Source organism: Mycoplasma sp. P36-A1 (assembly GCF_049478495.1).
GTDB lineage: Bacteria > Bacillota_I > Bacilli_A > JAJDGJ01 > JAJDGJ01 > P36-A1.
The window spans coordinates 429,337-443,485 of the sequence record NZ_CP168083.1 but is presented as its reverse complement, the minus strand read 5'-3'; the positions used below and the strand labels follow the sequence as shown (position 1 = coordinate 443,485).

At 27.5% G+C, this 14,149-nt stretch carries 11 protein-coding genes; 3 read left to right on the top strand and 8 right to left on the bottom strand.

Annotated elements, in window-relative coordinates:
- Positions 1–46 precede the first annotated feature (46 nt).
- Positions 47–721: a YoaK family protein gene (locus tag ACD762_RS01900; protein ID WP_423364183.1), complete on the top strand. Its 675-nt coding sequence runs from the start codon at positions 47–49 to the stop codon at positions 719–721.
- A gap of 355 nt (positions 722–1,076) precedes the next feature.
- Here the strand turns inward: ACD762_RS01900 and deoC are convergent, their stop codons facing one another.
- From deoC to ACD762_RS01880, 4 genes are read right to left on the bottom strand one after another with little or no spacing between them, the layout of a single operon-like run.
- On the bottom strand, positions 1,077–1,745 hold the full coding sequence (gene deoC / locus ACD762_RS01895; protein ID WP_423364182.1) for a deoxyribose-phosphate aldolase: 669 nt from the start codon (positions 1,743–1,745) through the stop codon (positions 1,077–1,079).
- Positions 1,732–3,192 (bottom strand): UDP-N-acetylmuramoyl-L-alanyl-D-glutamate--2,6-diaminopimelate ligase, encoded by a 1,461-nt coding sequence (locus tag ACD762_RS01890; protein ID WP_423364181.1) that lies wholly within the window; start codon positions 3,190–3,192, stop codon positions 1,732–1,734. Before ACD762_RS01890 ends, deoC begins: the two co-directional genes overlap by 14 nt.
- A 1-nt stretch (position 3,193) precedes the next feature.
- Positions 3,194–4,492 carry a tRNA (N(6)-L-threonylcarbamoyladenosine(37)-C(2))-methylthiotransferase MtaB gene (mtaB, locus tag ACD762_RS01885; protein WP_423364180.1) on the bottom strand — a complete coding sequence of 433 codons (1,299 nt, stop codon included), beginning with the start codon at positions 4,490–4,492 and terminating at the stop codon, positions 3,194–3,196.
- A gap of 13 nt (positions 4,493–4,505) precedes the next feature.
- The gene (locus ACD762_RS01880; RefSeq protein WP_423364179.1) at positions 4,506–5,219 is read right to left on the bottom strand and encodes an RsmE family RNA methyltransferase; all 714 of its coding nucleotides are present in this window, start codon (positions 5,217–5,219) and stop codon (positions 4,506–4,508) included.
- A gap of 202 nt (positions 5,220–5,421) precedes the next feature.
- On the opposite strand from ACD762_RS01880, the gene ACD762_RS01875 reads away from it, so the two are divergent.
- A complete protein-coding gene (locus ACD762_RS01875) occupies positions 5,422–7,029 on the top strand; it encodes an amidohydrolase (RefSeq protein WP_423364178.1) in 1,608 nt (535 codons plus the stop codon).
- 172 nt (positions 7,030–7,201) lie between these two features.
- Here ACD762_RS01875 and ACD762_RS01870 read toward each other — a convergent pair whose 3' ends face one another.
- Positions 7,202–7,480 carry a hypothetical protein gene (locus ACD762_RS01870; RefSeq protein WP_423364177.1) on the bottom strand — a complete coding sequence of 93 codons (279 nt, stop codon included), beginning with the start codon at positions 7,478–7,480 and terminating at the stop codon, positions 7,202–7,204.
- Between the two features lie 613 nt (positions 7,481–8,093).
- On the opposite strand from ACD762_RS01870, the gene brnQ reads away from it, so the two are divergent.
- Positions 8,094–9,443 carry a branched-chain amino acid transport system II carrier protein gene (gene brnQ / locus ACD762_RS01865; RefSeq protein WP_423364176.1) on the top strand — a complete coding sequence of 450 codons (1,350 nt, stop codon included), beginning with the start codon at positions 8,094–8,096 and terminating at the stop codon, positions 9,441–9,443.
- A gap of 78 nt (positions 9,444–9,521) precedes the next feature.
- On the opposite strand, the gene ACD762_RS01860 is transcribed toward brnQ, so the two are convergent.
- The 3 genes from ACD762_RS01860 to ACD762_RS01850 all read right to left on the bottom strand — a co-directional run bounded on the left by ACD762_RS01860 (position 9,522) and on the right by ACD762_RS01850 (position 14,148).
- A complete protein-coding gene (locus ACD762_RS01860; RefSeq protein WP_423364175.1) occupies positions 9,522–10,427 on the bottom strand; it encodes an ATP-binding cassette domain-containing protein in 906 nt (301 codons plus the stop codon).
- A gap of 11 nt (positions 10,428–10,438) precedes the next feature.
- A complete protein-coding gene (locus ACD762_RS01855) occupies positions 10,439–11,872 on the bottom strand; it encodes an ABC transporter permease (RefSeq protein WP_423364174.1) in 1,434 nt (477 codons plus the stop codon).
- A gap of 242 nt (positions 11,873–12,114) precedes the next feature.
- Positions 12,115–14,148, bottom strand: coding sequence for an ATP-binding cassette domain-containing protein (locus tag ACD762_RS01850; RefSeq protein ID WP_423364173.1), 2,034 nt, complete (start codon positions 14,146–14,148; stop codon positions 12,115–12,117).
- Position 14,149: the final 1 nt, after the last annotated feature.

Genomic DNA, 14,149 nt, shown 5'->3' with positions numbered 1-14,149 from the left:
TGATTTTATTTGTACTTTGAGATATAATATTAATGAGGTGTTTATAATGGAAAAAAATAAAATTAATATCCATGAAAGATTATACATCGGAATAATATTAGCAGTAGCTGGCGGAGCTATGGATACTTATACTTTTATGTTACAAGGTGAAGTTTTTGCAAGCATGCAATCAGCTAATGTTTTATTATTAGGAATTAACTTAGCTAAACAAAACTTTGCTCAAGTTATCCATTATGTTCCTCCTATTATTTGTTTCATTATTGGAACAATGTTAGTAGAACATATTAAAGTTAGATATTCTCATAAGTTCAAAAAAATCGATTGGCAGCACGCTATTTTAATAATAGAGATTGTTTTATTGCTAATTATAGCTGTTTTTGAGCTAAACTTTAATCAAATAATAATAAATTCAATTATCTCTTTTGTTGCAGCATTACAGGTTGGTACTTATCGAAAATTATCTGGTGTACCATTCTCGACAACAATGACTACTGGAAATATTAGAACAGCTTCAGAGTATTTATATTATCATTTCTGTGAAAAAGGAAAGAAACATGGAACTAAATCAGCTAAATCTTTTTTAATAGCAATTGGCTTTTTCGCTGGTGCATTACTTTCGGCTTCTTTATATTTTTATTTAAATTTTAGTCCTTTGTATACAACTATAATAACTTTAATAGTAGTTTTAGTTTTCACTTATCTTTTTAGAACTAAAAATTAGCTATTAACATTTATAGTTTTTACAATTTTTTAATACTTTTATTAAAAGTAGATAATTATTACTAATTATGTATTGAAGTTAAGTACCATACTTTTAAGAAAGTATGTATTTAGCTTTTTTATTTTACTAGATCTTTTATTCAATTATACAATTACATATATTCAAAAAACTGTTGTATAGCTAATAAAAAGATTCATATATTTTATGAAGTGATTGTATTTAATAATTATTGAAATTAAACTCTTTACACAAGCAAATTAAAATACTATATATGATAAGCTAAATCGAAAAAACACCTCTAAGTTAGATACTTAACTCTAACTTAGAGGTGTTTTGAGTATTTAAAATTATATTATTAGTATGATCCTTTTGGTGCAGATTCATTTGAAACTAGTGCAATTCCATTAGATGTACCAATTCTAGTTGCTCCAGCTTCTATCATTGCATTAAAGTCTTCTGGAGTTCTAACACCACCACTAGCTTTAACTTGTAATAAATCTTTTACCACTGATTTCATTAGTTTAACATCAGCTACAGTTGCTCCACCAGTTGAAAATCCTGTACTAGTTTTCACAAAATCTGCTCCAGCTTCCATTGCAAGCTCACATGCTTTTATTTTTTCTTCTTCATTTAGTAAAGATGTTTCGATAATTACTTTTACTAATGCTTCTTGGTTTGCAGCACTAACAACAGCTTTTATATCATCTAAAACTACATCATAGAAGCCACTTTTTAAAGCTCCAATATTTATTACCATATCAACTTCTGCAGCACCATTTACTATTGCATCTTTAGCTTCAAAATATTTTACTTCTTTTGTATTTGCTCCTAAAGGAAATCCAATTACTGTACATACATCTACAGTTTCTTCTTCAAGTATTTCAGCACAATATTTTACCCAAAATGGATTAACACAAACAGATGCAAAATCATTAGATATCGCTTCTTGACATAATGTATGTATTTGTTCTTTAGTTGCCTCTGCTTTTAATAATGTGTGATCAATATATTTACTTAATTTCATTTTCTTTTCCTAACCTTTCATTTATTAAACGTTTACTTAAATCGATATCACCCTCATATGGCTCATCTTCGTTAATTCCAACTACATTATATTTATCATTAGCTTTTGCTAATATCAATATCAAATCATCTTTTTTAGCATTATTTATTGCATGTATTAGTGCATCTTTTCTTTTAGAAAACTGAATATAATTAGTATTGTATATAAAACCACTAGCTATTTCACTGTTTATATCTTCTACTTTTTCAGTTCTAGGATCTTCTTGTGTCAGTATTATTTGACTTGAATACTTACTCGCAATATTTCCTAACACTGGTCTTTTACTTTTATCTCTATCTCCACCAGCACTTCCAAATACACTTATTATATCTGCGTTTGCTATTTCTTTAGCATAAGTGAATACTTTTTCAAATCCATCTGGCGTATGAGCATAATCTACTATTACAGTATAATCTTGTCCATAATCTAAGTTCTCCATTCTTCCTTGTGGATATGAAAACTCATTAAATAATGGCATTATTTTTTCGATATCAAAACCTTCTAAATAACAAATAGTTATTACAGGTAATAAATTATAAACATTAAATTCTGCTACTAAATTTGACTGTATTTTATAATTTTTATCAAATAATTTCAAATCAAATGTTGTATTCTTTTTATTTAAAACAATATTACTTGCCATAACATCAGCATTATTTCTTATTCCATATGAAATAACTTTTGCTTTAGTACACTTTGAATATTCATCGTATGTTATATCATCTTTATTTAAAATAGCATAAGCTTCTTTTTTTAATCCTTTAAATAATATTTGTTTAGCTTTTTTATAGTTTTCCATTCCACCATGAAAGTTTTCATGATCATTTGTAAAATTACTCATTACAGCATAATCAATATCTATACTATGACTTCTTTTTTGTTCTAAAGCATGTGAAGATACTTCTAAGTTTACATACTTAACATTATCTTGTTTCATTTTTGAAAGGACACTATTTAATTCTATTGGTTTTGGAGTTGTAAAATGATTTTTAAGTACTTTGTTATTATATTCAATACCAATTGTACCAATATAACCACTACTACTCAATTTAGTTAGAATATCATGTAATAACCAAGCTATAGTAGTCTTACCATTTGTACCTGTAATGCCTGTTACCACCATTTTATCTGAAGCATTATTATAAAATGCATTTGCTATTTCTGCCATTGTTTTATTTATATCTTCAACTTTTAGATATACAATATCATCTTGATAATTTGTCAGATTTTTTGTATGAACTATTACTTTAGCACCATCATTAATTACTTGATCAATTGCACTATGTCCATCAAAATTAGCACCTTCTAAAGCAAAGTATAAACTATTAGGTTTAATATCACGATTATCTTCACTTAAGTATTCTACATTTATATCACTATCTATATTATATAGTTCTTTTAATTTCATACTATACGACCTTTCCTACTGGAATAAATCTATTTTCAGTTATTTCTACATTAACAATATCACCTGGATTAATTTCATTGCTTATAGCAAAAAATACTTTTATATAATTAGAGCTGTGTCCATAATACAATTCTTCTTTTGAATCATAACCTTCGACAATTACTTCTAAAATACTCCCAATATGGTTATTAATATATTTTCTACTTTGTTTATGTTGCAAATTTATTATTTGTTCTACTCTTTGTTTTTTAACTCTTTCATCTACTTGATTTTCCATACTTGCAGCTGGAGTACCTTTTCTTGCAGAGTAAGGAAAGACATGTACTTCAAAGAAATTACATTTTTCTACTAAGTCTAATGTATCTTGGAATAACTCATCTGTTTCATTTGGAAAGCCAACTATTAAATCTGTAGTTAAAGCTATATCTTCTACTTTATCTCTAATTTCTGTTAGCTTTTCAAGATACTGTTGAATATTATACTTTCTTTGCATTAAGGCTAAAATAGTATCAGTTCCAGCTTGTATTGGTATATGTAAATGTCTTGCAATTCTTGGATTATTTTTAATAATATCTAGTGTTTTAGTTGTAATTTGAGATATTTCAATCGAAGATATTCTTAATCTTTGTAACTGAGGTACTCTAGTTAATATTTCTTCTAGTAAATCATCAAAATTATAGTTATTTAAATCATAGCCATAGCCACCTGTGTGTATTCCAGTTAAAACTATTTCATTATATCCATCAGCACATAAAGATATAGCCTCATTTATAATACTTTCTTTATCCCTAGAACGCATTTTACCTCTTGCATAAGGAATAATACAATATGTACAAAAGTTATTACAACCCTCTTGAATCTTTAAATAAGCTCTTTTGTTTGTCGTATGAGTTTGTAGTTCAAAATCCTCAAATTTTTCACTTTTGAAGATATCATCAACTTTTTTTAACTTTTGACTTTTATCATGATTTTTAACAAGCTCTACAATCTTATCGCGATATTGTGTACCTAGAACAATATCAACACCTTCAATTTCAATTACTTCATCTGGGCTTACTTGTGCATAACATCCAAATGCTACTACAATTGCATCTTTATTTCTTTTAGCAGCCTGTCTTATTATCTTTCTACTTTTAGCATCACCTGTATTAGTTACAGTGCATGTATTTATGATATAGACATCTGCCTTTTCTTTAAAATCTACTTGCATATATTCATCTATTTCAAATAGTCTTGCTATAGCATTACTTTCATAACTATTTACTTTACAACCTAAACTATACATTGCAAATGTTTTCATTTAATCATCCCTTCTATTCCATTAAATCAGTTATGATAGCTAATGAGCTAATAACTGCTGTTTCTGTTCTTAATATTCGTTTACCGAGTGTTACAATATCATAATTATTATCCTTGAACACTTCAATTTCTTTAGAACTTATTCCACCTTCAGGACCAACAACTAACATAACTGATTTATTTTGTTTTATACATTTATTTATTTTTGAATCAACCTTAGCTTCTTCATAAGCTACTAAATTAATATCCTTACTATACTGCATTAATTCCTTTACACTTATTGGCATCATTATTTCCATCAAAGCATTACGATGAGCTTGTTCACAAGCCTCTTTAATAATTTTTTGCCATCGTTCTATTTTTTTAGCTAGTTTTTTTTGATCGTATTTAACAATACTTCTTTCCATTATTAAAGGAATAAATTTAGTTACTCCTAATTCAGCAGCTTTTTGTATTACAAATTCTAATTTATCAGCTTTCACTAAACCATAAGCTAATACTAACTCATGATTTAGTTCACTACTATGTTCTATTTCTTTAATTATTGTCGCTGATTGACTATCATCATTTAAAGATGCTAGATATTTTTTATTTGTATTTATATTTACTACTTCTACTTTATCATTAAAGTTATGTCTCATCACTTTATAGATATGATGTAGATCATCTTTTATAAATTCGACTTTGTTATTATTAAATTTACTATTATGTATCATATATTGTTGCATTTCATCACCTTTTTAATTATATCATTTTACTTCTATATTACACAATGTAAAAGTGATGTATTTAACTACATTATATAACTTTATTTATTGTTTTTTAGTAATAATCTATAAATTTTATATATAAAATAATAAAAGTTAAGTTTATTTAAATTGACTAATATTTAATGTTTTGATACTATGCAATAAAGGGGTGTTGCACAAAATGAAACAAACATACATTAATGGAAATATTTATACAATGAATGGAAAAGAGAAAGCTTCTGCAATGATTATTGATGATGGAATCATTACAAGTATTGGATCTAATGAAGACATTTTATCTATGTTAAATAAAAACAGTGATATAATTGATTTAGATAATCATACAATCATTCCTGGTATTAATGATTGTCATTTACATGTTTTACAAACAGCTAAACAATATGAATATATTGACTTAAACAATACTTTTAGTATTGATGATATTATAAGAATAGGTAAAGAAAATCTTTCTAAAGATCAAAATAAGTGGTTATTAGGTAAAGGATGGAATCAAAATAATTTTAAGAATCCTACTATATTTACTAAAGATGATTTAGATAAGATTTCTAAGGACATTCCTATAGCTTTTACTCGTATTTGTATTCATGTAACTATTGTAAATTCTAAAGCTCTTGAACTAATTAATGAGGTTGCTGATATTTACAATCCTGATTCTACTTTATTAAAAGGTCATTTAGATGATATTAAAAATGGAGTATTAAAAGAGAAAGATCAGGATATTTTAGGACAGTTTATTGCTCCAAATACCAATGATGAAATTAAAGATTTATTAATTAAGATGAATCCTATCTTTGCTCAGTATGGGATAACATCGGTACAAAGTGATGATTTCAGTGCTTTTACTAATATTGATTTTGAAACTATTATTGATGTTTATAAAGATTTAAATGCAAATAATTTATTAACTTATAAAGTATATCAGCAATGTGCTTTACCTAATATTGAGATCTTATCAGAGTTTATTGGTAAAGGTTATAAGTCTTTACAAGATTATCAAAATTATCGCTTAGGGCCTCTTAAACTATACTTAGATGGTTCTTTAGGTGCATGGTCTGCTTTAATAAATGATGGTTATAAAGATGCTCATACTTTTGGACAAAGTAACTATTCTGATTCTGCTTTAACTGAAATTTGTACATATGCTCAAGAAGAAGATATGCAAATTGCTATTCATGGTATTGGTGATAAAGCTGTTGAAAGAATTTTATTAGCTTATTCTCATTTACAAGAAGAAAATATTAATAATATTCATCGTCATGGAATTATTCATGCTCAAATAACTACTCCTCGTTTAGTTGATAATATCTCAAGAAGTAAAACTTGTATTTATGCTCAACCTATCTTTGTTGCAACTGATAGACATATAGTTGAACAACGAGTTGGAAAGGATAAAGCTGCTACTAGTTATGCTTTTAAACAAATGATTGAACATGGAGTTAAGGTTGGTTTTAGTACTGATGCTCCAGTTGAAAGTATTAATCCTTTTGAAAATATTTATAGTGCAGTTACAAGAAAAGATCCATTTCATCCAAGTGATAAACCATTTCAAGATTATGATACCATTGATATATGGGATGCTATAGAAGCTTACACTACTACACCTGCTTATCTTTCATTTGAAGAAGATAAGAAAGGAAGTCTTGAAAAAGGTAAAGTTGCAGATTTTATTGTGTTAGATCAAGATATTTTTGAAATTGATTCTGAATCAATTAAAGATATCCAAGTATTAAGAACGGTAATTGATGGTAATTTAATTTACAGCAAATAAAAAAGCTACAATTAAATTGTAACTTTTAAATAATAAGTAGGTTGTGTAGTTTATTACACTACCTACTTTTTTAGTTTTGATAGTTTGATTAATAATGTCACTACTAGAGCAACTACTGGTATTATTATCACACCAAATATTAATCCAAGTAATGCCACCATTTTGTTTTCTCCTATCTATGCTTTTTCTTTGCTTGTTTCTTTGCTTTTTTAGCTGCTGCTTGTCTTTCTAGGATCTGACGGTTTTTCTCTTTAATCATTTTATTCTTAGTACGAGTGTATGTAAAACCGGCTACTACTACTAAGGATACTAGAAAAGCAGAAATGACTTCTCTTGAAAAAATGTTTGAAACTACTGACTTTGTTTCAACTTCTTTTGCAAATAATTCAGTTGGTATACTTAGCAATATAATTGTAAAAGTAGTTATAATTGTTTGAATTTTTTTATTCATATTGACACCTCAATAATATTATAGCAAATAATATTACTTTAATTAAGCTTAAAGATAAGTACATTATATTTTTAAACTTCATATATGTGTTATTTTTTATCAACTAGTTACTTTTATATTAAAGTGAAAATATTCACAAACTAATATTTCTATAGATTAGTTTACTCTTTGTTTAAGAATTTCTATAATCAATATTTATTCACTACAGTGTATATATTTAAAAAATTTCACAATACTGTGAATAATGCTTCAGCTTTATTAACTGTCAATGCTATAGATTATTTTAATAGCTTTTAGACTAATGGTAAAATAATTACATATTTGTATCCTTTATGTTAAAAAAACTTACAATATGGTGTAAAATTTAAAATTGAGCTATCAAAAGTTATAATATAAAATTACACTTTATATTTTAATTGTTATACATTTAGATATTTTGTATGTCTTTATTGAAAATGATTAATGTGTCTTTTTTTGGAATCAAGTTATGATTGTATTTAAGTTGTGAAATTTTTTTGTCGTAATTTTTGGAAAATATTGTTATTGCATAGTGTTTATTTTTTTTGTAAAATGAATGTGGGAAATTTAAATACTATATATTAGGAGGCATATTATGAAGAAAATGTATAAAGATACTTTCATTGTAGGGTTTGCGTTGTTTGCAATGTTTTTTGGAGCTGGAAACTTGATATTTCCACCATACTTAGGTCTTGTTTCAAGTAATAAATGGTTATTAGCATTTGCTGCTTTTATTATATCTGATTTAGGTCTTGCTTTAGTTGCTCTTGCTGCAGCTGCTAGAAAAAATGGAGATATTATTTCTGTTTTTAGCAGATCTGGAAAAAAAGTCGCTATTGTTATTGCTAGTTTAATTATGTTGTGTTTGGGACCACTTCTTGCTATACCAAGAACTGGTGCAACTACTTTTGAAATGGGTGTAGCTCCTTTACTACCCGGTGCTAGTACTGCCTTATTTGCGGTTGTCTTTTTTGGTTTAACTTTGCTTTTAACTATTAGGCCTTCTAAAGTTGTTGATATAATCGGTCAATACTTAACTCCAGCATTATTGGTTGCTTTAATTGCTATGATTGCTAAAGGAGTTTTAGATCCAATTGGACCTATTGAACAACCTGAGTTTATAGAGTCTGTTGTTGCAGAAGGTATTGCTCAAGGATATCAAACGATGGATGCTTTAGGTGCTATTTCTTTATCAGCTGTTATTATGGTTAGTTTAGGACAAAGAGGATATACTTCTGTTAATTCTAAAGTTAAAATGGCTTTAAAAGCAGGTGTTGTTGCCACTGTTGCCTTACTTATTGTTTATGGTGGTCTTGCTTATTTAGGGGCATCTTATGTAAACAACTATGTTGCTGCTTTAGGAGGTGTTGATCCTAGTAATATTAATAATACTCAACTTATAGTTTCATTAACTGAAGATTTATTAGGTCAAACTGGGAAAATTATGCTTGCTGTAATTGTTTCTCTTGCTTGTTTAACAACATCTGTTGGACTAACATCAGCATGTGGTACTTTCTTTTCTAAGATTACAAATAATAAGTTAACATATGAAGCAATTGTTATTGCCATTTGTATTTTTGCTGGTATTGCTTCAACTTTAGGCGTTAGCAATATAATCGCTATTGCTGCTCCTATTTTAAGCATTGTTTATCCTGCAACAATTGTTCTTGTCTTCTTATCATTTGCTGATAAACTAATTAAAAATGATAATGTCTTTAAATATGCTACTTATGCTACTATTTTATTTAGTACATTAGAAGTTATTGGATCATTCAATATTATTGATGTTTCTTTCTTACAAATTATGCCTTTATCTTCTATTGGGTTTGGGTTTGTTCTTCCTGCTATCTTTGGTGGAGTCATTGGATACTTTTCTTTCAATGGCAATAACTCTGGTAGAAAACAGAAAAAAGCTGAAGAAACTTTGCAAGAGAATAATGCCTAATTAATTTTAAAATATTATATAAAAAAGCTGACTTGATACTTTATCTTAGTATTAAGTCAGCTTTTTGTATATTGTTTTTTATTCATCTATACTTTTTATTTCTTCTTCTAATTCTATAACTTCTTTATTATTGCTTGTTTCTTCTAATACTAATTCATCACTTTTCACTATTTCAGCTTCGGTTTCATTTGTATTATTTATTGTTTCTTCTTCCAATACTATTTCAGTATTTATTACAATTTCAGGTTCACTTATATCTTCTTTTTTTATTTCATCATTTTCATCTGTTTTTATTGATTGAACTGTACTTGAAATTAATATTTGTGATATTTTTGGATTTAGTTGTGTTAAACCATTATTGTTTAATAAGTATGTTTTATCACACTCTTTTGCTACGATATCATCGTGTGTTACTACTATAATAATTTTATCTTCTTCTTGAGCAATCTTTCTTAATTCATGAATTATATTAAGTGAGTTTTCTGAATCTACACTTGATGTAGGCTCGTCTGCTAATATTATTTTTGTATTAGATAAAAGTGCTCTTATAATCGCAACTCTTTGTTGTTGTCCACCAGATAATGTTGCTGGCATCTTACCTAGGTTTATTGTATCCATATCAAATTTCTTAATGAATTTTTCTAAATTTTCAGCAGAGTATTGTTTGTTTTTAACTAGATATCCTTGTTTTATATTATCATCAATACTTAAATATTTGATTAGATTCAACTCTTGAAAGATGATACTTACATTTTCTTTATTGTATTCAAATAGATCCTTTTTTTCAATTACCTTATTATCAAATAACAATTCTCCACTATAGTTGTTTTCTAATCCTGCTAATATTGTTAACAGTGTTGATTTACCTTGGCCACTCTTTCCTTGAATTGCTACTACTTGGCCACTTTCAAAGGTCGCATTTAGATTATCAAGTACTTTAATATTGCTATCATATGAAAATGATAGATCTTTAATTTGTAACATTTTTGTTCCTCCTAATCATTAATTATTTCTTTTGGTCTTTTCATTAGTGTTTTTGATACTGTTATTAATGTAATTATGATTACTAATATTACTAGTATCAAATAAACACTAGATATTCCTAGTATGTCCCAACTTGCAGTTATATCTGTAGCAACTGTTGCTGATGATGAAGGCATCATTGATCTGCCACCACCCATTCTTGTAGCACCATCTTTTATATTGCTAAAGACATCCATATTAAGCAGGATTGATATGATATTGCTTCCAACAGCTAATGATACTGCTAGACCTACAATAAAAGCAATACTAACTAGTATTACATTTTCTGTAATAAACTGTGTCACTATGTTTCTTTTTCTTTCTGATAGTGAGTAGAGAACTCCTATTTCATAGTTTCTTTCTTTTATCATTAAGTATAAAATAATTGCTATCAATGCTGATATTCCTACTATTATTACTATTTTAGCTTTTGACATTATCTCTGCTATTTGGCTTAATGGTTGGATTGTGCTTGTATACACTTCATCATTTAGTGATAGTTGTACTGTTTCTTCTGTCGTATTTGTTATTTTGTAATATGCTTCTTTGAATGTTTCAAAATCATCACTTGAATTTACATAGTATTGAGTAGATATCATTGGAGTATAATCGCTTGATACCATTGATGTTACTGCAGAATATGTTGTATACATCGTATTTTCTGGTATCATTTGCATGCTCATTTCATCTAGAGTTGCATTATATGTATAGATACCTACTATTGTATATTTAGCTGTTTTATCTTCATCATTACTATTTTTTAAAGTAATGCTATCTTTTAGTTTTAAATCATTATCATCTGCTAATGTCTTACTAATTACTATTTGATTATCTGTTGTTGGCATTTCACCAGAACTTAATGAAATAGTATTTTCACTAAAAATTGTTTCTAAATTATAATTTGTTGAACCATATATTCTTAGTCCATTGCTCATTTGATTTCTACGTTCACTTGATCCACTATCTTTTGATGCATCAGGTATTACATTAGACAGTGCAGTTGATCCTGATTGAGTTGTATTTGTACTATTACTTGTTGTTTCTTCTTCACTATAAGAAATTGCCTCTACTCCATCAGATGTTACACTTAGATTAGTATTTTGTTTTACATCAGTGATATATTCTAATTCTTGTATTTGTGCTAATTGTTCTGCAGTTACATTTGTAGCTGTTCTTCTATCACTATTACTTGATGGCTGTTGTGTTTTTCTTGACATGACTGGATTTACTGAGACTTCTATTCCATTTTTATTATTTATACTATTGTAGTAATTTGATATTGTTGAATCAAGACTACTAGATAGTAACAATACAATACTCATTATGCTGAATAAAGCTATTAACATGATACTTTTAATTTTTTTATATTTTAAATATTGAATAGCTCTGTACATTATGTTTTTCATATTATACCTCCTTAAATTTCTTTACAATGATAATTATATAAGTTCACTTAGTTATCCAAGTATTTAGTAAATGTTGTTTATATAAAGATATTTTCAGTTTTAAGAAGAGCTATTGTTATCTATGTGTAATAGTTATGACTATATATTTTTTTATTTTTATTATAATATATTTAATAAAAAGAAAGCTAACACATCAATTACTGATATATTAGCTTTCTTTTCATTTACTTTATTAATATATATTATTTTTTTCTTATTGCATCTACTGGATCTAATTTTGCAGCACTTATTGAAGGTATCAAACCTGATATAATTGCAAGTAAAGTTGTTATTAACACTAAGATAATTGCTGTTTGTGGTGTTAATGAAGCAACATTCATTGCAGGTAAGTTTTCATTTGTTTGTCTTAAAATGCTTGTGACTACACTATTAATTATTTCACATATACCATATGAGACAACAACTCCAATAATTCCTGATAATAAACCAATTAACATTGATTCTGAAACAAACATATTTCTAATATCTTTCATTCGTCCACCAATTGCTCTTATTATTCCTATTTCCATTCTTCTTTCAAGTACAGAAATATAAATAACTACCGCAATCATTAAGATTGCTACAAATACTGATACACTAGAAAAGGCTATTAAAACGTTTCTTACTAAATCTAAAATTCCATTTACTGTTGATAAAACACTTTGTGCACTAGGCTCAAATAAATATTTATCTTGTTTCTTATTTAATTCATCAGCATAGCTATTTACACTTGCTACTTCATCACTTGCAAGCATTACTGACATTGCTTCTGTATCTTTTATGCTTTTATCAAAATAGTCATTTAAAACATTTTTATAAATGTCTTCATTAGTATACATTGATGATAAAAGAGTATTTTCTGATGTTATACCTCTTATAGTAAATTTTACTGTTTCATTTTTTGGTGTTGTTGCATTTGATCTTTCTGACATATCAACAGCTGATACATAGACATTTTTGCCTATTAAGTCTTCAACTTTTTCTTTGTCTTTTATTAATTCTTGAGCTGTTGATAAAGAGATAAGCACACCGTATTTATCATCTTTGTCTGGAACTTTTCCAAAGCCAATGCTATTATCACCAGAGCTAAATGGAACAACACTTGCCATCATTGTTGTTGGGTTTTTATCTTCTACTCCATTAATAGTGTTTTCTCTAAATTTAACTACATCAGCACTATTTTTATTTGTTGAAGCTATTGTAAACATAAATGATGATGGTTGGAAATAAACATATGATGCATCATCTGCGATATCTTTTATTTTTTCATAATCTTTATATGATAATTTGCTATCTTCTTCATCATCGTTTAGTGTTGCTGTAATAGCATTTGCAGGGAATATTGAAAGTACTTGATTTTCAATTGATGATCTTGTTCCATCTGTTAGTGCAAGTGCTAATGCTATTCCTATTATTCCTATTGACATTCCAATTGCTGTTGCAATAGTACGTCCTTTTTTTAATTTAAGATTTCTTAAAGCCAATTTAAATGATGTCCAAAATGGCATATTTGATTTTGAATTATTGTTTTCTAAAACTAGCTCACTTTTTTCTTCATTAACTAGATTATTCTCAATAGATGTTAATTTCCCATCACTAATATTCATTATTACATTTGCATATTTGCTAGCTAATCCAGGATCATGTGTAACCATGATTACTGTTCTTGTTTTAGCAATTTCTGATAGTATTTTCATTACTTCTAAACCATTTTCTTGGTCTAAAGCTCCTGTTGGTTCATCTGCTAATATAATATCTGGATTATTAGCTAATGATCTTGCAATAGCTACACGCTGTTTTTGACCACCTGATAATACATTTACTTTCTTTTTAGCATGCTCTTTTAGTCCTACAGAATTTAGTAATTCCATTACTTTTACTTTTCTAGTTTTTTTGTCTACATTAGATATTTCTAAGGCAAGTTCGACATTTTCATATGCTGTTAATGAATTTATAAGTGTAAAGTTTTGAAATACAAAACCTACGGTATTTTTTCGATATGATTCTAAATCTTTTCCTGCTGCACTTTTAAGTGATTTACCATTAACTATAACATCACCATCAAAGTCGCTATCTAGTGCTCCTAGTATATTCATTAGTGTTGTTTTCCCACCACCTGATGGTCCAACTATGGCAACTAAATTACCAGGTTCAACTTGAAAGTTTATTTCATCTAGTGCTTTAAATTTACCACTACCTGATGAATAATATTTAGATACTGATTTTACTTCTAACATG